Origin of the sequence: Shewanella putrefaciens (assembly GCF_016406325.1) — a bacterium.
GTDB classification, from domain to species: Bacteria; Pseudomonadota; Gammaproteobacteria; order Enterobacterales; family Shewanellaceae; genus Shewanella; species Shewanella putrefaciens.
This window is the reverse complement of the sequence record NZ_CP066370.1, coordinates 3,314,943-3,340,020: the sequence shown is the minus strand read 5'-3', so window position 1 is coordinate 3,340,020 and position 25,078 is coordinate 3,314,943. Positions and strand designations below refer to the sequence as shown.

At 44.7% G+C, this 25,078-nt stretch carries 23 protein-coding genes; 16 read left to right on the top strand and 7 right to left on the bottom strand.

Annotated features, from left to right (window positions below; all coding sequences use genetic code 11):
- The first annotated feature begins 194 nt into the window (after positions 1 to 194).
- From JEZ96_RS14985 to JEZ96_RS14965, 5 genes are all read left to right on the top strand, one after another.
- Positions 195 to 632 carry a PaaI family thioesterase gene (locus JEZ96_RS14985; RefSeq protein WP_011788317.1) on the top strand — a complete coding sequence of 146 codons (438 nt, stop codon included), beginning with the start codon at positions 195 to 197 and terminating at the stop codon, positions 630 to 632.
- A 115-nt stretch (positions 633 to 747) separates the two neighbouring features.
- Complete coding sequence (locus tag JEZ96_RS14980) at positions 748 to 975, top strand: YgjV family protein (RefSeq protein WP_011788318.1); 228 nt, start codon at positions 748 to 750, stop codon at positions 973 to 975.
- Positions 976 to 1,208: 233 nt separating this feature from the next.
- Positions 1,209 to 2,204 carry a dienelactone hydrolase family protein gene (locus JEZ96_RS14975; RefSeq protein WP_011788319.1) on the top strand — a complete coding sequence of 332 codons (996 nt, stop codon included), beginning with the start codon at positions 1,209 to 1,211 and terminating at the stop codon, positions 2,202 to 2,204.
- Positions 2,205 to 2,383: 179 nt separating this feature from the next.
- Positions 2,384 to 3,127 (top strand): CPBP family glutamic-type intramembrane protease, encoded by a 744-nt coding sequence (locus tag JEZ96_RS14970; protein WP_227498142.1) that lies wholly within the window; start codon positions 2,384 to 2,386, stop codon positions 3,125 to 3,127.
- A gap of 33 nt (positions 3,128 to 3,160) precedes the next feature.
- Complete coding sequence (locus tag JEZ96_RS14965; RefSeq protein WP_011788321.1) at positions 3,161 to 3,544, top strand: MAPEG family protein; 384 nt, start codon at positions 3,161 to 3,163, stop codon at positions 3,542 to 3,544.
- Between the two features lie 9 nt (positions 3,545 to 3,553).
- On the opposite strand, the gene pdxR is transcribed toward JEZ96_RS14965, so the two are convergent.
- Complete coding sequence (pdxR, locus tag JEZ96_RS14960) at positions 3,554 to 5,017, bottom strand: MocR-like pyridoxine biosynthesis transcription factor PdxR (RefSeq protein WP_025007614.1); 1,464 nt, start codon at positions 5,015 to 5,017, stop codon at positions 3,554 to 3,556.
- A gap of 117 nt (positions 5,018 to 5,134) precedes the next feature.
- On the opposite strand from pdxR, the gene JEZ96_RS14955 reads away from it, so the two are divergent.
- Positions 5,135 to 5,593, top strand: a complete 459-nt coding sequence (locus JEZ96_RS14955; RefSeq protein WP_011788323.1) for a GNAT family N-acetyltransferase — start codon at positions 5,135 to 5,137, stop codon at positions 5,591 to 5,593.
- A 278-nt stretch (positions 5,594 to 5,871) separates the two neighbouring features.
- Here the strand turns inward: JEZ96_RS14955 and JEZ96_RS14950 are convergent, their stop codons facing one another.
- The 6 genes from JEZ96_RS14950 to pyrC all read right to left on the bottom strand — a co-directional run bounded on the left by JEZ96_RS14950 (position 5,872) and on the right by pyrC (position 14,454).
- Positions 5,872 to 7,926, bottom strand: coding sequence for a toxin-antitoxin system YwqK family antitoxin (locus tag JEZ96_RS14950; RefSeq protein WP_061783113.1), 2,055 nt, complete (start codon positions 7,924 to 7,926; stop codon positions 5,872 to 5,874).
- 241 nt (positions 7,927 to 8,167) lie between these two features.
- Positions 8,168 to 8,980, bottom strand: a complete 813-nt coding sequence (gene murI, locus JEZ96_RS14945) for a glutamate racemase (RefSeq protein ID WP_011788325.1) — start codon at positions 8,978 to 8,980, stop codon at positions 8,168 to 8,170.
- Positions 8,981 to 10,324: 1,344 nt separating this feature from the next.
- Positions 10,325 to 10,738: an FRG domain-containing protein gene (locus JEZ96_RS19550; RefSeq protein ID WP_233058888.1), complete on the bottom strand. Its 414-nt coding sequence runs from the start codon at positions 10,736 to 10,738 to the stop codon at positions 10,325 to 10,327.
- Between the two features lie 793 nt (positions 10,739 to 11,531).
- The gene (locus JEZ96_RS14935; protein ID WP_011919856.1) at positions 11,532 to 11,825 is read right to left on the bottom strand and encodes a DUF3144 domain-containing protein; all 294 of its coding nucleotides are present in this window, start codon (positions 11,823 to 11,825) and stop codon (positions 11,532 to 11,534) included.
- A 419-nt stretch (positions 11,826 to 12,244) separates the two neighbouring features.
- The gene (locus JEZ96_RS14930) at positions 12,245 to 13,291 is read right to left on the bottom strand and encodes a hypothetical protein (protein ID WP_025007615.1); all 1,047 of its coding nucleotides are present in this window, start codon (positions 13,289 to 13,291) and stop codon (positions 12,245 to 12,247) included.
- A 131-nt stretch (positions 13,292 to 13,422) separates the two neighbouring features.
- Positions 13,423 to 14,454: a dihydroorotase gene (gene pyrC / locus JEZ96_RS14925; RefSeq protein WP_025007616.1), complete on the bottom strand. Its 1,032-nt coding sequence runs from the start codon at positions 14,452 to 14,454 to the stop codon at positions 13,423 to 13,425.
- A gap of 350 nt (positions 14,455 to 14,804) precedes the next feature.
- On the opposite strand from pyrC, the gene JEZ96_RS14920 reads away from it, so the two are divergent.
- The 10 genes from JEZ96_RS14920 to JEZ96_RS14875 all read left to right on the top strand — a co-directional run bounded on the left by JEZ96_RS14920 (position 14,805) and on the right by JEZ96_RS14875 (position 25,016).
- Positions 14,805 to 16,067 carry an efflux RND transporter periplasmic adaptor subunit gene (locus JEZ96_RS14920; protein WP_014611178.1) on the top strand — a complete coding sequence of 421 codons (1,263 nt, stop codon included), beginning with the start codon at positions 14,805 to 14,807 and terminating at the stop codon, positions 16,065 to 16,067.
- Between the two features lie 88 nt (positions 16,068 to 16,155).
- The gene (locus JEZ96_RS14915) at positions 16,156 to 16,419 is read left to right on the top strand and encodes a hypothetical protein (protein WP_011788331.1); all 264 of its coding nucleotides are present in this window, start codon (positions 16,156 to 16,158) and stop codon (positions 16,417 to 16,419) included.
- A 96-nt stretch (positions 16,420 to 16,515) separates the two neighbouring features.
- Complete coding sequence (locus JEZ96_RS14910; RefSeq protein WP_011788332.1) at positions 16,516 to 17,256, top strand: ABC transporter ATP-binding protein; 741 nt, start codon at positions 16,516 to 16,518, stop codon at positions 17,254 to 17,256.
- A gap of 11 nt (positions 17,257 to 17,267) precedes the next feature.
- On the top strand, positions 17,268 to 18,578 hold the full coding sequence (locus JEZ96_RS14905; RefSeq protein WP_011919852.1) for an ABC transporter permease: 1,311 nt from the start codon (positions 17,268 to 17,270) through the stop codon (positions 18,576 to 18,578).
- A 10-nt stretch (positions 18,579 to 18,588) separates the two neighbouring features.
- Positions 18,589 to 19,788, top strand: a complete 1,200-nt coding sequence (locus tag JEZ96_RS14900; protein ID WP_011788334.1) for an FtsX-like permease family protein — start codon at positions 18,589 to 18,591, stop codon at positions 19,786 to 19,788.
- A gap of 111 nt (positions 19,789 to 19,899) precedes the next feature.
- Positions 19,900 to 21,357, top strand: a complete 1,458-nt coding sequence (locus JEZ96_RS14895) for a sigma-54-dependent transcriptional regulator (RefSeq protein ID WP_025007618.1) — start codon at positions 19,900 to 19,902, stop codon at positions 21,355 to 21,357.
- Positions 21,358 to 21,409: 52 nt separating this feature from the next.
- Positions 21,410 to 23,098 (top strand): sensor histidine kinase, encoded by a 1,689-nt coding sequence (locus JEZ96_RS14890; protein ID WP_025007619.1) that lies wholly within the window; start codon positions 21,410 to 21,412, stop codon positions 23,096 to 23,098.
- Positions 23,099 to 23,393: 295 nt separating this feature from the next.
- Positions 23,394 to 23,804, top strand: a complete 411-nt coding sequence (locus JEZ96_RS14885; protein WP_011788337.1) for a curli production assembly/transport protein CsgE — start codon at positions 23,394 to 23,396, stop codon at positions 23,802 to 23,804.
- Between the two features lie 10 nt (positions 23,805 to 23,814).
- Positions 23,815 to 24,210 (top strand): curli assembly protein CsgF, encoded by a 396-nt coding sequence (locus JEZ96_RS14880; RefSeq protein WP_011919849.1) that lies wholly within the window; start codon positions 23,815 to 23,817, stop codon positions 24,208 to 24,210.
- Entirely contained in the window at positions 24,210 to 25,016 is an 807-nt protein-coding gene (locus tag JEZ96_RS14875) for a CsgG/HfaB family protein (RefSeq protein ID WP_025007620.1), read from the top strand. Before JEZ96_RS14880 ends, JEZ96_RS14875 begins: the two co-directional genes overlap by 1 nt.
- The last annotated feature ends 62 nt before the right edge of the window (positions 25,017 to 25,078 follow it).

Genomic DNA, 25,078 nt, shown 5'->3' with positions numbered 1-25,078 from the left:
ACTCAAACAAAGGGATGGATAACCATCCCTTTTTTATGTGCTTCTGAATGCTTTCGTGTTGGAGGGTTATAACTGCAAGGTTCACTCAAGGTTTTTTCCTTACGTTTTTTTGCGTATGTGGTATTTGTTAATCAGTTGAACTTCATTCACTTCACAGTAAACTAGCTACTGGTTTTTTTCACTAGGATGTTGAAATGAGTATTTGGTTTAGACCTATCACCTTAGAAGATTGCACTCGTTTAGATGCTGGCATGGGGGGGAAAGGCACCTTGATGCAAACCCTAGAGATTGAGATAAGTGAAATCGGTGATGACTACTTAAAGGCAACGATGCCTGCAACACCCGCAGTCCATAATCCATTAGGGATAGTGCACGGTGGCGCAAATGTGGCACTTGCTGAAACGGTTGCCAGCTATGCGGCTAATTTTGCAGTGGATTTTGAGCAATATTATTGTGTGGGGCAAGAGATTAACGCTAACCATCTTAGGGCTTCTCGTAATGGATTGTTAACCGCTACCGCTAAGCCAATTCATTTAGGAAAACGTAGCTCTGTCTGGGAAATTTTAATTCACAACAGTGCAGGTGAGTTAACTTGTATCTCTCGTATGACGGCGGCGGTGGTAAAACGCTAAGAGTGCTTCTTTAATCCTGTTAAACACGTGTGTTTATATGCCTAATTCTTGCGAGCAAGCTATGATGTAAGGACACTTATTCAAGGATATAACTGCAGCGAGATTAGGAGTTTCTATGGAGAGCGCCACAATTTGGGAATGGGTAGGTTATCTAGCATCGGTTGTGGTTGCTATCTCATTGATGATGTCGAATATCAAAAAGCTGCGCTGGTGGAATCTTATTGGCGCGGCATTATTTGTCGCTTATGGGGTGGCAATTGATGCCTACCCCGTTGCTCTAGTTAACTTTTTTATTGTTTTAATTGATATTTATTATCTCGTTAAGCTTTACCGTGAGGTTTAACGCTATTGTCTTGCCTTTTATGCTGCTTAGGCAGTGTTTTGAAATACTCGAGAGCTAAACCTCCTCATCCCATAAATTTTGCGATAGCAGTTTATGGTGCTTACTGGCTAACAGCCCTTATCTCGATACGCTTGCCTTCGTTGTGTTTAATCCTTTACTCTTTATTAACACTAAGAACCACAAGCTAGGTAAGATCAATACCTGCGGTTAGCTTGTTTAATGGAGTTTTATCTATGACACAGCGACCAACGCAGCCTCACCCCACCGCTAGCCAATCTAGTGCGATTACAACTAATCCACAACAACCTATTCCACAAGAAGCCTTCGATTGGTATGACGAATATGCCCACGGTATTATCGATCGTCGTGAGTTTATGGCTCGTCTTGCTGGGCTGGTGGCGCTCGGTTTTACCCTGACAAGCCTTACCAGCGCATTGCTGCCTAACTATGCCTTAGCCGAACAAGTTTCCTTTAATGATCCCAGTATTAAAGCCAGCTATGTAAAATTTCCTTCTCCAAATGGCTATGGTGAGGGGCGCGGTTATTTGGTGGTACCTAGCAGCCTGCTTAAGATTGAAGTGGATGGTAAACCTGCTGAAACATTGATTTACGACACCGATAAAAAAGCCCCTGTGGTACTTGTGGTGCATGAAAATCGTGGTCTTAATCCTTATATTGAAGATGTTGCCCGCCGTTTAGCGGCGCAAGGCTATATTGCTTTCGCTCCCGATGCGCTCTACTCCCTCGGTGGTTACCCGGGCAATGACGATACGGGCCGTGCGATGCAAAGCAATTTGGATCGCGCCAAAATGGAGCAAGATTTTATTGCCGCTGCACTCTTTTTAAAGTCCCACCCCCAAAGTAGTGGCAAACTCGGCGCTGTGGGTTTTTGTTTTGGTGGCTATATCGTCAATATGTTAGCCGCCACCATTCCAGATGATCTTAATGCTGGTGTTTCTTTCTACGGTACGCCCGCCGCACCCGAACTGCGTAGCCGTGTAAAAGGGCCGTTAATGCTGCAGTTTGCTGAGCTTGATCAGCGGATTAATGACACTTGGGCAGAATATGAAGCGCAGCTAAAAGCCAATAAAGCCGATTATGTTGCTTACCTTTACCCCAAGGTGAACCACGGTTTTCATAATGATTCCACCGCAAGGTATGATAAAACGACCGCCGAATTTGCTTGGTCACGCAGTTTAGATTTCTTCTCGAAATATCTAGGTGGTTAACTCAGATGAGTGCACTTAGTGAATGAGTTGCACTCTTCTATCTACGCGTCATCCACGACTTGCCTATTTGCTTAATATTACCGCTCAGGCGACTGGGCTAAGTATTTAACGCCCGCTAACGGAACACAATTTCTGAACCAATGAAGAATGATCAATAACAAAACTAAGGAGAGAATATTTTGGATTTATTGATTTCGATAATGATTAATGTCGCTATTGTCGCTCTAATAGCATTTGTGCTTGAGCGTAAAGGCATAGTTAAAATTAATTTTGTATGGATTATGGTGGCGCTGGCACTGATCTTTCTTTATGGCGTTGCGCTTTTTAATGGTGGGAAATGGATCCCATTGAATGATTATTTTACTGATTTACAATGGAATTGGGGCGGTAAAATTGCAGCAATCCTACTTTGGGTGCTGGCATTATTCGCATTATGTTTAAGTCAGAAACAATTTAAAATTGCCGAGGCAGGTTTTACGTTTAAGCAACATCGCGGCGCCGTTATTCCCTCCCTTGTTGTGATTATGTTTTTTATCGTGCTGCAATTACTCTTGTCTTACACTCTGGGTAATGGCCCAGATTATGATGCTGAAGAACTTTGGTACCAGGCGACAATGCCAGGGCTTGATGAAGAACCTATGTTTCGAGGCGTACTGCTCTATATTGTCTCGTTAGCCATAGTGTCGAGTCGGATAAATCTGTTGGGTGCGCAAATAAATGTCGCTGGATTGCTATTAGTGCTGTTATTCGGTCTTATTCATGGTCTTATGTATAACGCTGGCGAATTTCATTTCTCTCTGATGTCGATGTCATTAACTGGCTTTTATGGCTTGATTTTACTGTGGTTAAGGGAAAGAACGGGGAGCTTAGTTTTCCCCATCTTAGCGCATAATCTGGTGAATTTTGCTGGCCAATTTGTATAAAAGCTCAAGCATTATAAAAAAGGAAGCACACCCATGAACACCCTACTTATTTGCTTATTTATCGCTATGTTATTGCCATATCTTGCGAAAGGTCCAGTGGCTTGGGCTATGGCAAAGGCGGGTGGTTACGATAATAATCATCCCCGTGCTCAGCAAGCACAGCTAACCGGTTTTGGCGCTCGCGCTTTAGCGGGACATCAAAATGCCTTTGAATCATTGCTGGTGTTTGGCCTAGCCGTATTAGTGGTTATCGCCACGGGCAAAGTGAATCCCACCACTGAGTGGCTCGCCATCGTCCATGTCGGCGCCCGCTTTGTGTATCACATCCTCTATCTTGCCAACAAAGGCACCTTAAGATCCCTCACATGGTTTGTTGCCATCTTCAGTGCTTTCGGGATTTTCTTTCAGGCTTTTTAAGCTTGGATATTAAAGGATCTGCGCCAGTTTTTTGATACTTTCCCGCAGCTCATCAGGCGTATGAGCGGCATAGCCCAGTAAGATTGCTTGCCTTGGATAGGGCGCTTGGCAATATCGAGACAAAGGCTGTGCACCTAAACTGAGTTGGCGGCATTTATTGATCACTTTTTCTTCGGTCAAATCGCCCTTTAGCCAACAGACCAGATGAATACCTGAGTCTGAGGTTTGAACGGACAATTTGTCAGGCAGATACTGCTCAATTGCCGCGATTAGCGCCGTTTGGCGCGCTAAGCAGGCTTTTCGCACTCGGCGAACATGCCGCGCATAATGTCCTTCGGCGATAAACAGCGCTAATGTTGCTTGCTCTAGGTGAGCCGTGTGCGTATCGGCGTAGTGCTTTGCTAGCTGGAAAGCCTGTACCAGTTTAGAGGGCACTACTAAAAAGCCGAGTCGCAATTCGGGCAGTAGCATCTTGGAAAAGGTACCTGCATAAATCACCCTTTGGTGTTTATCGAGCCCTTGTAATGCCTGTATTGGGCGGGCGCTGTAACGAAACTCACCGTTATAGTCATCCTCTAAAATCCATTTCCTTTGCTCAGCGGCCCAATCGAGTAAGGCTAATCGCCGTGGCAGACTTAGCATGCCACCGAGGGGAAATTGGTGTGAGGGCGCGGTAAAAGCCAGTTTCACTGCAGGATACCGCTGTATCGCATCGGCAATATTTGTACCCTCATCATCAACACCCACAGGACGAACTCGCATATTTTGTGAGAGAAATGCGCCTAAAGCGCCATCATATCCAGGTTCATCAAGCCAGACTTCATCTCCCTGTTGGAGGAGGACTTGCGCCGTGAGGTTAATGGCCTGCTGAGTTCCATTGACTATGATGATCTGCTCAGGTGTGCAATTGAGGCCGCGTGTCGAACGCGCATAATCACTTATTGCCTCACGCAGCGGCAAATACCCCGCGCTATGGTTTGATTTACCTAAGGTTTTACGCGATTGCCGCCAAACTCGGCCTAACAGCCGTCCCCAAAGTTGGTGTGGGAAAAGATCGACACATCCGACGCCAATATTAAGCATGCTATGGCTGTGGTCCGTATTTCCCTTCGCTTTCAGTCGCGCCATTTCTATTAACTGTGGATTAATGTCTACATTGGAATCAAAGGCTTGAGCACTTTCTCGGGAGCTGTTGGGAATATCGATCAGTTCATCGGGGATGGTATCTGACACATAAGTGCCCGATCCCGGTTTAGTCAGCAGATAGCCTTCATCAATCAGGCGCTCAAACCCTTGCAGTACTGAGTTACGTGAAATCTGCATGGTTTCCGACAAGGCTCTGCTGGATGGGAGCTTCATTCTAGGATGTAAACGTCCATCAAGAATGGCCTCTCTAAACGCATGATAAAGCTGATCTTTGAGGATGCCATCTTTGAGTTGCAAGTGAGGGAAATTGGATTGAGGTTTTTTCATTTGCTAACTGGTACTGTAGAAAATGCAAAAAGTGTACCTTATGCGGTACCACAATTGAATCTAGAATCTTGCTTCAGTAAAACTGAGACCATTTACTTAATTTCAAGGAGTACACTAATGTCCAGCCAATCACTAACAGTGACCATTGATATGGTTCAAGAAACGGACTATTCACTCTGGTTACCACACTGGCGTGATTACCAGACTTTTTACAAAGTGGCGTTATCAGAAGCGACCACCCAAGCCACGTGGCGCCGATTTTTCGATGACCAAGAACCCATTTATTGCGCCGTCGCAAGAGAGGGCCAAAACTTACTCGGTTTTGTGCACTATGTTTTCCATCGTTCTACTTGGGCCGAAACGGATTATTGTTATCTTGAAGACTTGTTTGTTGCCCCAACGGCAAGGGGGCAACATGTTGGAAAACAATTGATTGAGTATGTAAAGCAAGCGGCCATTGAACACAACTGCGCGCGCCTGTACTGGCATACACAGGAAACAAATTTAACCGCGCAAAAACTCTATAACTGGATTGGTGAAAAACCGGGCGTTATTGAGTACAGAATGCCGCTGTAACTTTCATAAACGTATTAACGGGCTAGCTTATTAATGTATTTATTATCAGTGGCTTGATAGTCTAAAATCCTTTCAATCCTAATGCTAAAGGGCTTTTAGCATTAGGATTTTTTCACTATTGGGTTTGGCTGTTAGTGTTGATTGTGGTTAATCGTGGCGATAACCATATCAGTCTATGCACGGGTTTTACTGTGCCGGCTATATACCGCCTATATAAAGCTATACCCGATCTTTTTATTGTGGGTTCTTACAGAAATTTAGGGCCGTCTTTTCCTTGTTTACTTTTCAGTAAACGAATAACTACCATCTGTGTTGTAGCGGAGGCTAAAGCCCTTTTTTTCACCATCGTGGTAATACTTCAGGGATTGCAACCGACCATTGTTATCGATTTCATATGTCCAGCCACGTTGCTCATTGTCGCTGTAGTTGGACAGTGAATAACCGCCATCCTTCTTGTAGCGGATGCTGATTTGACTGTCTTGCCCCTGTTCATTATTTTGTAACTTTTGGACATGCCCCTCTTCATCGAATTCAAATTCTCTGATGAGATTACCATGATGGTAGTCAGAAAATTTATATAATTTTCCTTTACTATCATAATAATATTGCTCTCCGTGCTTTAGCGATGGCGTATTTCTATAGGGGGAATTCACTATATCCTTACAGTCATTGCTATAGGGGTTTTCTCGCATAATGCACTCGTCCTGAGAGGGTTTGACTGGCAGGGTTTCGTCATATTCATAATGACTTAACTCCATAAGCCTATGATTGTGGTTAGGATCAAAAATAGCCTGCATGCCATGGTACTCACCTTTGCGATAGTGCCTAATGCCGCTAACTACATCCTGTGCTGAGTACCAAATACTCTGACCATCGAGCAGGCCCTGTTTATAATGCTTATTGGCAAAGAGCACATTTTCATCGCTGATTAGTTTTTCTTCACCTTCGCGTAACCCATTGAGATAAGTCACTTCGATCCGCGATTTCTTGTCAGTTTTAAATACCCAAGGGCCAGTGCGCTTGCCATCAAGGTAAGCCCCCTGACCCACATAGTTGCGGTATTCGCCAAGCGAGACTTTATCTACCCAAGGGCCATGTTTAATGCCGTTTTGATAGTGACCTTTATTGCCATTGCTCTCAAGCCATTCACCATCTTTGACGCCGTTGCGATAAATGCCTTTTTCAGACAATCGCTTCTCACCTGTGTCTGCGCCATATTCGGGCTCATAGATTTCATAGGGGCCATCGAGCACTCCTTGATTGTAATGGGCAAAACCGTAGTTATCTGCCTCATCGAACATGGACTGTGCAATCCATTTACCTTGCTTTTTACCGTCAAGATATTCACCTTCCCAATAGCTTGCTTGGCCGTCAGCTTCCATCCATTTACCGACTTTTTTGCCTTGTTTGTACTGACCATTCAACATGATATTGGCATTACGGTTATCGTAGGCGATATAGGGGCCATCGAGCAGACCTTGGGCATAATGACTTTCAAGCGCAAGTCCAGCCCAAGATCCACCGAGATTCATGTAATCATAAGCTGGGCCCGTTTTTGGGATCTCACCCTCACCGCTGTTTAGCCAGTCTACATCATCGGCTTCAAAGGCAACGCTCACCAACACAAAACTGCCCTGTTGTTCGCGATAATCATTGCGATAAAAGTGAGTCACTAAACTGTATTGATGCTCGCGGCCTTGGGCATCTTTATCTTTGCGGGTGAGGGGGTAACGTAATTTATATTCGTCCGCGGTTTTCACATCGGCAGGTAAACCTTTAGCATTGCGATAGCCGATTAAGGTTGGTTTGAGCTTGGTTGAGCCATCGATAATCGCTTTAATGGCGGGATCTTCAATCGCCTCAACATCATAGGTTATGCGATATTGCTGCGGTGGAATTTGGTTTAACACTTTGCGGGTGTCGCTGACGGTAAAAGACGATAACGTCGGGGCGAGTTCATCCAGCACCACTTGTAGGCGTGGCAGTTTAGTGAGCTTTGAATCCTCAAAACCATAACCCCGTAAATGCTGACCATCAGCATCTTTAAGCATGACCACGACTTCTTTGTCGCCACCCTTATCAAAGTCATAGTAAAAAACGGCCACAATTTCAGCCGCACCATAATCATCAAGATGTATGCCGGGCGCATCGCCGTCGGACATTTCGCTCCATACTTGATTGTCTTTTTGGTGGAAATTAAGCCATTGGCCATTTGGTAAATCGACAGTGGGATGGACGGCTTTGCCCGCAGCGTTTGCCGCAGGAATAACCGTTAAAGAGGATAACAACATCATGCCCGCTGCAGTGAATAAACTGCGAATCGAAAGTTCCATTTAACTACACCTTTTTATACCGATAACTTGCGCTTCATGCGCACCAGTAAACGGGCCGAATTTTATGCGAAGACAAGCACTTCAGGAAGTAGCTGATACAAAAAAAGGCCGCAATAGCGGCCTGTTAAGATCCAACATTTAACAATCAGGCGATGGTATATAGCATTTATTTCGTGGTGTCTTTTAGGGTAATCATTTAGATTTCTTTGACAACGGGTTAAAAAAAAATGAGCTAAAAATATTACAATAACAGCTGCTTAAATTTAATGGAGCACTGAAGCAGTGCTTCAATTTTGCTTTGTTTCGCTTGTTCTGAATCTACATTCCCAGTGGTGTAAAACGTTATTTCTGGATCGAGTATCGGGCTACACGTTTGGTGCTCGATTTTCAACAATGAGTGCGTTCGATTAGCAATGGCTAATCCAGAATCAATGACGGTAACGTGGTGGGGAAGGGCATTTTTGATTTCTGCATTGATAAGTGGAAAGTGAGTACAAGCCAGCACTAATACATCGGTATTAAACGCATCGGGTTTGCTAAAAATACGCTGAATCTCCTGGGTTACAATGTCGGGATCAAACCCATTGCCGAGAAGTTTTTGCTCTGAGGCGAGAACCAGCGCTTCAGAGTCTTCTACTAAAACCTTACATTCTGTGGCGAAATTAGTGATCAGCATCTTCACATAAGCTGAGTTCACCGTGGTGTGAGTGCCAAGTACCATCACTACCTTTGATTTTGATAACGAAGCGGCAGGTTTTATCGCAGGGACAACGCCGACAATAGGTATATTGAGTTCAGCACGAAGTAAGTCTAGCGCAATGGTACTCGCTGTATTGCAGGCGATAACGATGATATCGGGTTGAGTCAGTGAGCTTGCTTTGGATATAACGTCTAAAATTCGCTTTTTAAGTATATCGTGCGGCTTTTTTCCGTACGGGAAAAAGCCAGCGTCAGAGACGTAACTCAGCCGTATGTTGGGGATTCTCTTTTTTATTTCGGCCGCGACAGTCAGTCCACCTGAACCTGAATCAAAAACTAATATTGAGCTATCCATTGCACCTACCTTCACATAATCAACACATTTAATTTTGCCATAGACACAGGAGCATTAGTCGAATTGGCATACGGCTTCAAGAGGCGCATTTTGCTCTTTCAGCTTATTTTGATCAATGAGGATATGTTTGGTTAAGACTTTTTCGTAAACAAAAAATCTTTTGGTGAGTTAATGCAATCTACCGCAGCGTGAGATCATGAATACTCAGTTTTGTCCGCAGTTTAGTTGGGATGCCAACTTAATCCTTCGTGCGTTTGTAAATATTGGTGGAGCTTTAATTCCGCATATCCATTAAGCACTATCATTCCAGTGACACGCCGACTTTGGTTTTAAAATAGTCGTCCATGTATGCTCGAACGTGGCATCTGCTGTATAGGACATACTAATGTCGCGATCACATGGATGTGAATAAGCGACCATGCCACGGACGGTCACTTCCATGATAGTGCTTAATTTGGTTAATCCCTGTGTATGTCTGATAGTTGATTTGATGTATTTCTAAAATCAAAGTCAAAGTCAAAGTCGCGGAGCTTCACCCCACACCCGACCAAGGAGGACTGCTCGTCCTATCCTCCTTGGATGCTCCATGACGCCCCTAACGGAGTTGAAAGCCCCTTGTGCTCATTGTCAAATTTGCTATCGCTTCCGAAGGATGCGTCCCTGCACCTGCGAAAGCTAGTCGGTCATCCATGACTGAACTCACGCAATTTGCCTATTCGCCCTGCGGCAACTCCGAGGGGATGGTGTATTCCTTAGGCTCTGGTGTTATTGGTACATTATTAAGGCATAAAAGCTCTATAAGTTCAGTTTCTTAATTTAGAACGTTGTAAAGTGTTATTTAGCTAGAATTACCACCTTTGTTCAAACAGTGAATAGCTTTTAATATGTTTCGTTTGATATTCAAGTTCAGGAAATAAAGTTGCTTCGTATATTCCGCAATATTTAAGTTCATTTAATATATCTTCCTTGAACTTAGCTGGGATAATGAAGGAATGTGAAAATTTATCAAATTCATCGTTAACTTTAACATATTGTTGGTTATACAATATTTTACCTGTATGGCAGGTAAAGCAACCTTGTTGTGTGACTAATCGTTTGTTAAGGCGTTTTGGTGTGTACATGAATCCAGCATGTTTTATTAAACGGCCTGTTCCACTGCCTTCGGTGTTAAAAATTAAATTAACTCCTTTATTCGATAATGGACTGTGATACTTTCTCTCTAATGCTAAAAAATCATCAAAACGTAATTCATTAAATAAAATCTGGTCATTTAGAAAATTAAGATGATCTTCGCGGATGGAAGATGCGGCCTGTTTAAATATATTTTCAAAGTCATCTGCATCATTATATTAATTTAGTAAGGAATATTTTACCAAAATCAAAGTTGTAATAATCGAAATCAAATATATCGTCTACAAAATCGGGTAAAAAAAAGAGTTTACCATCAAGGTTATTTTCTGTTGAGCACGCAAAATAAAGAGCAACTAATACATTTTCCGTCCAATCGAGAAGTCTTGTCGGTAAGCCATAGTGTTGGGCATAAGTAAGAAGCTCTAAAACATCGGTATGACGTTCTCTTGCTTCTGGATGCATCCTTACAAACTCATCGATGAGCATGTTCTCATCATAGTATTTTCCGTCTATTGGCCTAAATAAACTAGGTACAAGATTGTGGCGGGCGTTAGATTGTCCCCTAAACCACCATTTCTTAGAGTTATTTGAAGTTTCTGTCTTTGCTAATTTAATGGCATCAGCCACACACGATATTACTTGCTGGTTTTCTGTATCCGAGTTCGGCAATTTGCAACTCCATTTGTAGTGGTATATTAAACTTGGCTATTTAATAAGAAAGACTATGAATTTACTCATAGAACTCGACAACCTAGCTTTGCAAAAAGACGGTTCTGGTGCAACTCCTTCTGATTATTAAGATGAGCTGTAATCACCTTGCACTACAGGAATACGCTATTCTCTGCGAAGTTGTTGAAATATATTGATAAAAATTACGTGGCGACATCATGGATGATGGCGTAGGCTTGGGGGCACATTCTGAGTCGTTAGGTGATTTTTATTGGAGTATGAGACTGGTTACTAAGGTGTTTACGGAGATATGAGTCATTTAGCTACAGACTACTCAAGTGTTGACGAAATTAAGCACTTGCATGTAAGTGACCGTTGGCGGCATGGTCGCTTATTCACATCCATGTGATCGCGACATTAGTATGTCCTATACAGCAGATGCCGTCGTCGAGCCCTCAAGGATGAGTTTATGGCGTGTCACTGGAATGAAAGTGATTAATTCTATGCATATAAAATAAAGAACTAATCACTCTCTTAAAGAGGGGATTGCTGTTAATTCCCTCTTGGTCGATTCTTGATTAACAAATCAGGGTGAAGCTCCACGACGTTGGTCAGCTAGGCTTAATAGTTATAAGTCTATTACCTAGGCAGCCAATACCAAAGCTAACCTAATACAGTTTGGATAATGAAGGCTTAGATTTGAAAATTAAACACCCCGAGAATCAAATATTTTCGGGGTGTTTTTTAGCCATTACTTCTGCGTTGCGCGGTAGTGGTCGAAATTCTCGATATAATCTTCCAGATTGGCGTCGAGCATCTCTTTATAGCGCTCCATATAATAGTCCATCATTTCCTGCTTTTTGGCCTGCATTTGCTCTTTGCTTTCAAAGCTGGTGGAACCAAACCAAGCGTTATAGCGGGCGACGGCCCACATAAAAGAAGCGCTGACCTCACCAGTTTGGATTTCGGTGCTCTGGTTTTGCTTGTTCGCGAGTTTTATCAACTCAGAGGCACGGTCGTAAAAGGCTTTTTCGTTATCAGACATCAGCAATTCCTATTGTTGGGCAAAGTGGCTAAAGAAAGGGCGTGTGGTGTGTTTTCACCCTTTTGGTTATTGCTACTTACCCTAAGATATTTTGCGACAGAGGGACAGTCGCAGATCTCACAGAATGCGTTGATATCACACTAACATAATGTGCCTAAACTCAATTTGGGATAGGCGTAACACTTTTCAGTTAGTTGCAAAACTCCAGATGGCTTGAATAAGCCCATTATTAACCTTAAACACCACTATCACTTCAATCGGTTCATCCTTACTGAAATGAATTCGCTCGAAATGGATTGCTGTGTCGGGAGGGAAAGAGTGCTTGTCGTCGCGCTACTATCATTGCGCAACTCTCATCGCACTCATTATCATTGCCATGATAGCTTGCTTGCCCTCTAATATTTTCTCAGTTAAGTACACTATTCCAATAGCTTAAGTTGTGTTTGTCCCCATTGGGTGGCATAGGGCATGGCTTCTTGCGGGCTGAGGATAAACTCATTTTCACAGCCATCGCCGCGGGGCGTTTCCCAGAATTTGATACCCTTTGGCTCAAGGGTGAGCTGGTAATATCCCGAGCCGTCTGATGTGGGGCATTCTGCGTCCGGTGCTTTGCCAGCAAACAATTTGTCCCTTAATGCAGGAGGTAAAGGATGACTCATACTCTCGAGCATGCTTTGTGGTTGCGTATCGGCGAGAAACCATTGCCACGGGTGGAAAGGTTTGCCGTCGGTAAGGGAGAAACTCACAAATTCTTGGCTGATACCATTGGCGCCATAACCTGCGGCCCAGCGATATAGGCGCACACTGAGCCAATGTTGATTCATAAAAATCGGTTCGGCAAAGGTTTCGTCAGTTACAAAACTGCCCATTTGTGCCAGCATTCTGCGGCGAGTGTCAAAGGTTTGTGCTAGTTGGGCTTCATCGGTGAGCTTATGTTCAAGCCATTGATTAATTGCCAAGATACCCGTTTGTGGGCCTTTAAATTCGATACCTACATCTGTGCCAAAAGTCAGCGGGCGATACTCAATATTTTCGTAGCTTTGCCATTTACCTCGGCTGAGTTTTGGCGTGGTTTCTAGCGGTAGATTGTAAGCATCGGCACCACAATCCTCGACCTTATCTGGGCTGATTTCTCGCTCAAGTTGCACTGGTAACGATTTACTCGCGGTATCTTTAAACCAATGGCCGCTCAGTTTTTGTGGCGTGACACTATCAAACTGCCAATTTCCGGTATTGCCTTCTTCTTTCCACAGTTCATCTTGCTGCTCGAGTCTTATCGGCGTTAAGTAGCGTTGATAGTAATAACTGCCTGTTCCATATTGATTAAAACAAACTCTGACCTTGCTTTTACCTAACTGTCCCTGCCAGATCCCCGTTAATTCATTGGCCGCAAAGGTCGACAAAGAGATCGTGGCGCTCAGCAATAGGCTTGAAGATAAAACGGAGAATAACATCCTTGTGGGCATACTGATTTTCTCTTAAAAGGTGATAAGTAAGGGCCGTATTCTAAAGGCAAAGACACTAGCCGATTGTGAATTAAAAATCAAAATCTGATAAAAAGTCGCCCGTAGGCGACTTGATTTTAAAGACTTAAGGCTTACTCAACTTGCCAATCAATGGCTTCTCCAGCACGAATAGGCACTACGTTAGTATCGCCAAGCGGGTAAGTTGCAGGGACATCCCATGACTTTTTGACCAGCGTGATGGTATCGCTATTGCGTGGAAGATTATAAAAATCTGGGCCGTTAAAGCTGGCGAACGCTTCGAGTTTATCCAGCGCATTGACCGACTCAAACGCTTCGGCATACAGCTCAATGGCGGCGTGAGCCGTGTAAGAGCCCGCGCAGCCACAGGCCGCTTCTTTCTTATCCTTGGCGTGTGGCGCCGAATCTGTACCGAGGAAGAATTTTTTGCTGCCGCTTGCCGCTGCACCTAATAACGCCTGCTGGTGGGTGTTGCGTTTTAAAATGGGTAGGCAGTAAAAATGCGGACGAATACCGCCTGCCAGCATGTGATTACGGTTATACAGCAAATGGTGGGCTGTGATAGTCGCGGCCACATTATCAGAGGCTTGAGTGACAAAATCGACTGCATCTTTGGTGGTGATATGCTCAAGCACGATTTTAAGCGCTGGGAAATCGGCGACAATTTTACTTAAGGTATTTTCGATGAAGACGCGCTCGCGGTCGAAAATATCAATGGCTGAATCTGTGACTTCACCGTGGACTAAAAACAGCATGCCGACTTCTTGCATGGCTTGGAGTACGGGATAGATGTTTTTCACATCGGTCACGCCGGAATCTGAGTTAGTCGTTGCGCCCGCTGGGTAGAGTTTAGCGGCAACAATTTTACCCGAGGCTTTGGCCCTGCGGATTTCATCAGGGCTGGTTTTGTCGGTTAAATACAACACCATCAAAGGTTCGAACGGTGAGCCCGCTGGCACCTGCGCTTTAATGCGATCGTAATAGGCCAGTGCGGTTTCGGTATCGATAGCGGGGGGCACTAAGTTTGGCATGACGATGGCGCGGCCCATATAGCGGCTGATGTCGCGCACTGTATCTTTAAGTTGGGCGCCGTCTCTTAAATGAATATGCCAGTCGTCTGGGCGAGTGATTGTGATTGTAGTCATAGGGTTTTCTTTTGATTGTTTTTGCTGCGAGGGTGGCGGGATCTTATGTGGCAAGGATTTTACTGTAAAGGGAAACTCGGATTTTTCGGTTAATAAATCGAGGTCCTAGGCTCTAGCTCCTAGGCCTTAGAACCTCATACGGACACTTTTCGTTTCACTGCTGCGGACACTTTTAAATAAAAGCGCCAGTGTCCGCGGACACTTTTTGATAAAAATTTTTATTAACAACTTGAAATTAAATGATTTTACTTGTTTGGCATAGGCTTTGCTATCTCTAGGGTAGAGATTTCCAATAGTGTCCGTTGATGCGTTCCGGCACTGATGATTCCAACAGGGAAGCGAGTAAAGCCATGATTAAAGATACTAGCGGCCAAGATACAGTACTTGTGCCATCCACCACTAAACGTCTTAAATTACCTCTGTTAATTAGCGGCTGCGCCTTATTAGTTAGCGCCTTAGTGTGGGCAAGTTTAGGCTCTGATAGTGTTAGCAAATCCTTAAGCCGTAGCGATATCACCACGGCAACACTTTATGTGGGAACCTTAACTCGCGATGTGGCGACCACAGGTAAAATTGTGGCTGCTAATGCACCTATTTTATATAGCACCGAAGAAGGTACAGTGACCCTACTGAGTAATCCTGGCGATACAGTCAATAAGGGCGATGTGGTTGCCAAACTCGATAGTCCAAGACTCACTAATCAGCTAGAGCAAGCCAAATCCGTATTAGCGGGCATGGAAAGTGCGTTAGAGCGCGCTAAGTTAGATGCGAGACGCGATCAATTACAAGCTTATCAAACCTTAGATATGGCTACGGTCGATCTTGAGGCGGCCGAGCGAGAAAGTCGTCGAGGTGAGCTGCTGATTCAAAGCCAACTTATTGGCCAGATTGATTATGAAAAGGGCAAAGATGATTTACACAAAGCCAAGCTGAAGTTTAAACATGCCGAGCAAGAAGTCGCGTTAACGAAAGATACCTTAACTTTTGAGGTAAAAAACAAAGCCCTCGAAGTTGAACGTCAAACCCTCGCGGTGCGTGAACTAGAACGCCAAGTCGAAGCCTTGAATATTGTCGCGCCCGTTAATGGGATTATCGGCAACTGGATCACCGAGCAGAAAACCCGTCTTAGTGCCAACCAACCGATTTTAACCGTCGTGGATTTAAGCGCCTATGAAGCTGAGTTGGCCGTGCCAGAAAGCTATGCCGACGATTTAGGTTTAGGTATGGAAGTCGAGTTGAGTTTTGGCAGTATTAAGTTAATGGGCAAGTTATCGTCGATTTCCCCTGAAGTGCGTAACCGTGAAGTGACCGCAAGGGTGCAATTTGATCAAAATGACAGCCTGAAACTGCGTCAGAATCAACGTATCTCGGCCCGAGTGTTATTAGAGCACAGACCCAATGTACTGATGGTAAAACGCGGCGCCTTTATGACCAGCGGTGGCGGGGAGGAAACTTATCAAGTCGAAGGCGATTTAGCGACCCGCCGTGCGATAAAACTGGGTAGTACGAGCCTGAGCCAAGTGGAAGTTCTGGATGGCGGTAAAGCGGGAGATGAGTGGGTGATCTCAAGCCTCGATCCCTTTAATCGTGCTGAGCAGGTAAGAATGAACTGAATCATGCGAAACAAGGCATCCCTAATCAGTTGAGTCCTTTAGGTGAGCAATAAAAAGTGCAGCGTCATGCATTAAATAGGAGCCAGATATGCGACATAACCCCTTAAATATTAGCGTGTTGATGTCATCTAAAGTGTTTGGAGTTTTGGCATTAGCATTGTTAGTGATTGCCGTTGAGCTAAGTATCGGTGAGGCCAATAGTTGGTTTTTTCTTGGGCTTAATCTGTTGGAATGGATTGATCCCTTGGAGGATGTACATCAGGTGGGTGAGGTGTCGGTTGCATCTACGGATTTGATGATCCAAGCCTTTGTATGGTTTTTAGATTGTGTTGTTCAGCCCTTTTTCGGCTGACTCTGTGATGCCATAGCTTAATTGAAAAATAAATATACATCGCGTTTTATCGAGTTGTTTACGCGCAGAGAACACTGATTATTAAAGGAAACTAATATGTTATCAATGAAGAATGTGAGCAAGGTTTTTAAAACGGATCTCGTTGAAACCCACGCCCTGCGCGATTTTAACCTCGAGGTGAACGAAGGCGAATTTGTCGCGGTAACGGGTCCTTCAGGCTCAGGTAAAACCACCTTTTTAAATATCGCAGGTTTACTTGAAGGTTTTACCCATGGTGATTATTTTCTCGATGGGATTAACGTGTCTAACTTGAGCGATAACAAGAGCGCGACTGTCCGTAATGAGAAAATTGGCTTTATTTTCCAAGGTTTTAATTTAATTCCCGATCTTAACTTAGCTGAGAATATTGAAGTGCCGCTGCGCTACCGTGGCTTTAATGCCAAGGAGCGTCAACGCCGCGTACAAGAGGCATTAGAGCAAGTGGGCCTAGCTTCACGCCTCAAGCATTTACCTACGCAGTTGTCGGGCGGACAACAACAAAGGGTGGCGATTGCTCGGGCATTGGCGGGTAAGCCACGCTTCCTGCTCGCCGATGAACCCACAGGAAACCTCGACAGCCTAATGGCCCGTCAAGTGATGGAATTACTTGAAAATATTAACCAAGCGGGCACGACCATCATTATGGTGACGCACGATCCTGAACTCGCTCGTCGCGCCCAACGCAATATTCAAATTGTCGATGGCCAAGTGTGTGATTTTACGATGTATCAGCCCCGTGGCAGCGCACAAATTGCGACGACAGATCCACTAGACAAACTTGTCGCTAACGCAGACTAAGGATACGCGTTATGTTTTTTTATTATGTTGATTTAGCGTGGCGCAGCATTAAGAAAACCCCAGTGTTATCGCTGTTGATGGTGTTGGCGATTTCCATTGGTATCGGTATCACTATCACTACCTTAAACGTGTATAAGATGATGTCGTTTAACCCTGCGGGTGAACGTTCTGACGAGTTAAATGCGGTACAGCTTTGGAGCCAAGGTCCCGATTCTTGGGATGAGTTAAACTCATTAGTGACTTACCAAGACGCGATGAATCTGCGCAACAATACCTTACCTAAACGCCAAGCTGCGATGTTTCGCACTGGGATGGCAGTGCAAACGGATGATGTTAATTTTGCGCCTATTTTAGAAAGCATTCGGGTGACGGACAGTGACTTTTTTAAGCTGTTTGACGTGCCATTTTTATACGGTAATGCGTGGGATAAATCGGTGGACACTGAACCTGCCTATCAAGTAGTGATTAACGATAAACTCAATCAAAAGTTGTTTGCGGGGCAAAACAGTGTTGGCAAAGTGGTTTATCTTAATCGTAAACCTTATCAAGTGGTTGGGGTTATTAAAGCCTGGGATCCTAAGCCTAAATATTATGATCCCACTAACGGCGCCTTTAACGACACGGAACAAATTTTTGTGCCGTTTTCGCTGACGCCTATCGAAGAGTTTGATATATGGGGTAACACTTCGGGTTGGAAGTTTGAGCCGATGAATAGCTACAGCGATCGCCTTCACTCTGAAAAAGTGTGGTTGCTCTATTGGGTTGAGTTGCCCAATAAAGACGCTGTAGCCAGTTACCGTTCTTGGCTCAGCAATTATGTGGCGGAGCAAAAAGCCCTAGGCCGTTTTACGGATAATAAATCTGCCGCTGATTCAGTCAAAGTATCCGATGTGGCAACTTGGCTTGAATACAATCATGTGGTGCCAGAAGACAATAAAATCTTGGTCGGTTTAAGTGTTCTGTTTTTAAGTGTTTGTTTAGTCAATATATTAGGTTTGATGCTGACCAAGTTTCTCAAGCGCGCGCCCGAAGTGGGTGTACGCCGCGCCATTGGCGCTAGCCGAGGTCAAATCTTCGCTCAATATATGGTTGAAGTGGGCATGATTGGTTTATTCGGTGGTTTGCTGGGACTGGCTTGGGCCTATGCTTCGCTTTATGGGTTATCGGCCCAGTTTGAGGTCGCGAAGGGGTTAACCCAGTTATCGGCAAGTATGTGGATTATCACCCCAAGTATTGCGGTGGGCACAGCGTTATTGGCTGGTTTGTATCCTGCGTGGGTGGTGTGTCGCACTAAGCCTAGCGTTTATCTTAAAAGCCAGTAGGGGACTTATTATGTTGCATATTAAACCTATTCTCAGCAGTTTATTGCGCAGTAAAAGCGGTCCAATCTTACTGCTTATTCAAATTATTTTGTCAGTGGCGATTGTGGCGAACGCGAGCTTTATTATTCAAGAGCGTTTAGCCCTGATGCAGCGTGATTCGGGAATTAAAGAGTCAGAAGTTTTGACCTTTAGCTTGTTCAACTTCGATCCATTGATTGATAAAACCGCGCAAAACAAAATCGATCAACAAATTTTACGGGGTTTACCCAATGTGATTGATGCGACCTCAACTAACATGCTGCCCTTGAGTGGCGGTGGTTGGTCAAGTAGCTTAAAGCTCGGGCCAGATCCTGATAGTGTTAAATCAACACCGCAATTTGCGATGTATTTAGGGACAGATCACACCATTAATACCTTAGGGATTAAACTGATTGAGGGACGTAATTTTTATCCCCATGAACTTAAGGATAATCTCGATAGCCCCAGTCGATTAGCGATAATGACCAGCACGTTAGCAAAAGCGATTTGGCCAGATGAATCGGCACTGGGTAAAGTGTTATACGAAGGTAAAGATGCGCAGATCACAGTGATTGGCGTCGTTGAGAAATTACAAGGCGCATGGATTGACAGTAATAGCCTTGAAAACAGCATTATTCAAAATGTGGATTATGGCAGCAGTTCTTATATGGTGCGGGCAAAACCTGAGCATCACGCCGAGCTTAAAGACGCGATAAAAAAAGCACTGCTGGCGGAGAATCCTAATCGAGTACTCGATGGATTCAAGTCCATTGAGGCCTTAAAAGAGGGCTCATACCGCGACCATCAATTGATGATCACAGTCTTGACTATGATGGTGGTGTTATTGCTACTTATCACTTCTCTCGGGTTAACGGGTATGGTGATGTTTAATATCCAGCGTCGCACTAAGCAAATAGGCACACGCCGAGCACTGGGCGCGAAGAAGCGGGATATTATCAATTACTTCCTTGTTGAGAATTATTTGATTTGCTTAGCAGGAGGCGTGTTGGGTGGTTTGTTAGCGATACAGTTAGGGCAACAGTTAATGAAAATCTATAGCCTACCTATGTTGACGTTAAGTTATCCAATATTTACTGTGGCAGGCTTATTTATGGTCACTACGCTGGCGGTTTATCTACCGGCGCGTAAGGCGGCAAATATTTCGCCAGCAACGGCAACTCGCACTGTATAGCGGCATATTGGAGGAGATTCAAGCTAGGAAAGGTGCGATAACAATAGGATGTTATTGCACTTTTTGTTACTTTACCGTTAATGGGTTTTACTTGGGGCTGAACTGAGAATTATGGATACCATTCTTATCGTCGATGACAATCACGCCATCTGCCAAGCACTGGGTTTAATGCTTGAGTTGAATGGTTATCGAGTCTTATCTTGCCATACTCCAGAAGAAGCCCTTGGAGTGCTGACGACTCAGGAGGTCGATCTTGTCATTCAAGATATGAACTTTACCCGAGATACCACTTCAGGCGAGGAGGGACGACAGCTTTTTTATGCCCTACGTGAACAGCAAGCGGATCTCCCCATTATTTTAATGACAGCGTGGACGCAACTCGAAACGGCGGTTGAATTAGTTAAAGCGGGCGCCGCCGATTATATGGGTAAACCTTGGGATGATGCTAAAGTACTCAATAGTATCACTAATCTGATTGCGCTCTATAAACTCTCCCGTGCTAACCACCGCTTGGAGCGGGTGAATCATCAACGGCAAGTGGCGATCGCCGATGCTAATCTCTGCGGTATCGTCTTTGGCAGCGGTGCTATGCAGCGTTGTATTGACTTAGCCTTGCAATTGGCGCGCTCCGATGTATCTGTGTTGATCACAGGCCCCAATGGTGCGGGAAAAGACAAACTCGCCGATATTCTCCATGCCAATTCACCCTTAAAAAACAAACCTTTTATCAAGGTCAATGTCGGTGCGTTGCCGATGGAGTTGTTAGAAGCCGAGCTGTTTGGTGCCGAAGCGGGCGCTTTTACCGGCGCCACCAAAGCGCGTATCGGTCGTTTTGAGGCGGCAGACGGCGGCACGCTGTTTCTAGATGAAATCGGTAATTTGCCGTTATCTGGCCAAGTGAAATTATTGCGGGTGCTACAAACGGGCGAATTTGAACGCTTAGGAAGCCATAAAACACAGAAAGTAAAAGTGCGGGTGATCAGTGCGACCAATGCGGATCTGGCCCAAGATATCGCCGAAGGGCGATTCCGTGAGGATTTGTTTTACCGCTTAAATGTGATTGAACTGGCATTGCCACCGCTGAATCAACGCACCGATGATATTTTACCTTTAGTACAGCATTTTATCGGTAGCGATTTTAGCTTGAGTAAACCTGCGCTTCAGGCGTTATTGCACCACCGCTGGCCGGGAAATGTCCGAGAGCTTGAAAACGCCTGTAAGCGAGCCGTATTACTAGCACAAGGTCATGTGTTGACGGAAACTGACTTTGGTTTGGCACCTGTTGCGAGAGCCATAAAATCTTCTTCCAGTGTTTTGGCTGTTTCTGAGCAGCGGCAATTTGATCCTCAGCCTGAAATGGGTGAACAGTACTCTAAGCCCGTTTATGCATCCGCTTCTATCCCCGCTAATACTGCATTTTCCAATGAATCGGTTGATGTGAGCCGAGAAGAAATCGAAGCTGCACTGAGCTTGCATAAAGGAGTGATTGCGAGAGTTGCAAAATCCCTTGGACTCAGTCGTCAGGCGCTGTATCGGCGAATGGATAAATTTGGTTTAGATAAGTCATAGGCTAAGCGCAGGCGCTAGGTTATAGATGAAGGCTATCGATTAAGGAATATGAGTGTTAATTCGAACTAAAATTATCATTTATTCAATAGCGTGCTGTGCCTTTGGCGTATTATTGAGCTTTGCCTTGGTGAAATATATTTTATCCGAGGCATCAGTTGTTACCACGCCTCACGCGATTAAAACCCCTGATAATAATGTCACGTTTGACTTTGCTGAGCTTGAAAAAAACCTCGCGTCTATCGAACTCGCCCTTAACAATAGTGAGCCATTGCAGCAGGCCGCAGCAATGCAAGCGCACCAAAGGGCAGAGCAGATTAAGGCTGAACTGCAAAAGCTTGAACAACTTAAACAAGCACAGTTACAGATAAAACTTTTTACCTTAGAACAGCTTAAAGAAGGGGCATTTAATTCTATGCCTCATATTGTTGAGCCTTTACGTGTCGAGCCACTATCCATTTTACCGCCTAAAGCCCCCGTATCCTCTGTTGCGCCCGCCGAGATAGTCGCCAGTGAACCTGCCGCTAGTTTGACCTTAGGTGAGGGGTTGATGGTGTTATTGTTCGCCTGCTGTGTCTGTGGTTTAGGCATTGCTTGGTTGACTCGACATCTTGGCCGCAGTTTAGATTCCCTTGAAGTCGGCTTGCTCAATTTTAGTGATAATGATTTTAGTGTGAGTATTCCTGAACATGGTGAAGGGCAACTCAAAACCTTAGCGCAGTTATTTAATCATAGCGCGGCTAAATTGCGCCAAGAAAGGCAATACATTTATCAACGTGAGTTATTGCTGGATAAGGTGATTCAGAGTTCCCCCAATGTGATGTTATTGCTCGATGACCATCAACGGCTCATTTACGCCAATGATGCCGCGCGTCACCTATTTCATAAAAAGGGCAGAATGGAAGGCTTGAGCTTAGATGAATTACTGGTGGATTTGCCCGAGGCATTGGCCTTAGCACTTAAACATGAAAAGAACGGCCTCTTTGCCATGGGCGAAGATGAGATGGAAACTTGGTATATCAGCCGTGGTCAGTTTTTATTGAATAACCAACAGCATAACTTAATCTTGCTCAAACAGATGACTCGAGAACTCAATCGCCAAGAGGTGGCAGTGTGGAAAAAAGTCATCCGCATTATAAGCCATGAACTCAATAACTCCGTCGCGCCCATTGCTTCTATGGTCAATTCGGGCCGTCTACTCACTCAAGATATAGATGATCCTAGGTTAACCTTAATTTTCGATACGATTGAGAATCGCACTAATCATTTAAGTCAGTTTATCTTCAACTATGCTCGCTTCGCTAAGTTGCCGCTTCCACAGCGGTGTCAGGTGAGTTGGGCGCAATTTACCGCCCAGTTAACCCAGCATTATCCCTTTAAACTTAAGGATGATTTGCCTGAGGTCGATGGCTATTTTGACCAAGGACAGATGGAGCAAGTGCTCCTTAATTTACTGAAAAATGCCCATGAATCTGGTTCAAACCCCGAGGACGTCACCTTATCGATTCGATATCAAACCTTAGTGGATGGCGCGGGTTTCAGTATTGCGATTGAGGATCGCGGCGCAGGTATGTCTGGCGAAGTATTAGAGCAGGCGCTATTACCATTTTACTCAACAAAACAATCGGGCACAGGCTTAGGTTTACCTTTGTGTCGTGAAATTATCGAAGCCCACGATGGCTGTATTAGCATGCATAATCGCAGTGACGGTGGCCTGTTGGTTCGACTATGGTTGCCACAATAATGCCAGTGTTTTAAATAACACCGCCATACACGTTTAAGGCACATTTTTATTGCCTATTTTCTTCGCTTGTTTAAACACAACTCCTATCCTCCGTGGCCGCTTGGCACATTACCCAAATGGGCTATTTTTGCATTTTTACCTTAGCTCTTTGGGCTAATTTGTCCCCCAGCTTAATGACGGGAGATCTTTAACCCTGTTAACCTGTTTTACCGAAAATTTGCGCTACAACTCATCTTGTTTTAACCGTGGTGAGTGCAATGTTTAAGGTTCGATTAACAGCTTAAAGGAGGAATATGTGAAACCGTTAAAACAGCGTCTGCTTGCTTGTGTTTTATGTCCATTCCTGCTGTTAACTTCCCCTATCACTTTTGCCGATAACGACATTGAAATTAGTGGCTTAGTAATAGATAGAACCTTGACTCGGTTTGGTAAAGACTTTGGTTTTTACTACTCAAGCTATTGGCGTGAACTGCCCTTTACCCAAGGCGTTAACGTCACTCTGTATGAGACAGTGTTTCCACAGGCTGGCACTGTTTTAACCCTAGAGGTAAACGGGACTCGGATTTACACCACCCATTTTGGCCGTCGTGCAAATCCAGTTAAAGAGAGTGCAGAGCAGGCGATTTTGCTCACGATTGATTATTTAGCGCAAATCAGAGCCAATGCCATAACAGGTGATTTTTCAGGAACATCGGACGATTTTTAGGATAAAAATAATGACATACAGGACGTTACTTGCCCTTGTCACGTTATATGTGGCGAGCAGTGGTCAAGCCACTGAATTGATTTACACACCCATTAATCCCAGTTTTGGCGGTAATCCACAAAATGGGACTTTTCTATTAAATAAAGCCCAAGCCCAGAATGACCATAAATCTAGCTCGACCGAGAAGGACTTTGTCACCCGCTTTAAAGAATCCCTAGAGCGTAACATTATTAACTCCATCACCCGCGGTGTGGCCGATGGTGAGATCAAAGATGGCGTTTATGATACTGGGGATTTTCGTATTGAGGTGGCTTCTACGGGTAATGGCGTGATGTTAACTATCACTAACACTCAAACTGGTGAAATTACAGTGATAGAAATGCCGACGTTTGGAGGTCTTAGCTAATGGCTCGTTTAGTGTTAGTGAGTTTATGGTTATTAAGCCTGTCGGCCTGCAGTTTGATCCCTAAACCTGATTTGAATATCACGTCTGCCGAGGTTAACCCTTTAAGTGAAGTGATGCGTGGATTACAAGCTCAGCCTGGGCCTAAGTTCCCCATTCCTGTCGCTGTATATTCCTTTCGCGATCAAACGGGACAATATAAACCACAGGCTAACGTGAGTTCGTTTTCGACCGCGGTTACTCAGGGCGCAACGTCGATGTTGATGCAGACTTTGCTCGACTCTAAATGGTTTACACCTGTGGAGCGTGAAGGGCTGCAAAATTTGCTTACCGAGCGTAAGATCAGCAATAAACAAACGGGAACTAAGGGCGATGACGTACCTGTATTGTCTACTGCCAGATTGTTGCTTGAAGGTGGGATCATCAGCTATGAGACTAACACCAGTACGGGAGGTGCGGGCGTTGAGTATTACGGCATTGGTGCCTCTGAAATGTACCGTGAAGATCTGGTGACGATTTATCTGCGTGCGGTCGATGTGCACACGGGTAAAGTGATGATGTCAGTCTCAACCAGTAAGCGTGTTTTATCCCAAGAAATGCGTGCGGGGTTATTCCGTTACACGAGTTTAAATCGCCTTGCCGAGGCTGAAGTCGGTTTTACTACCAATGAACCAGTGCAATTTTGTGTGTTGCAGGCCATTGAATTGGCGGTCGCTGAGATGATTGATAAGGGCATCAAACAAGGTTACTGGAGCCCAACTCAAGTCACCCAGCCAGCCGAAAAAGCGCAGGAGTTGAGTCAGAGTTAAGTACGTGCGCCGAAATTAGGATAAGCGCTGGAGTTTAGCTGTAGACCCCAGCGTTTACCTAA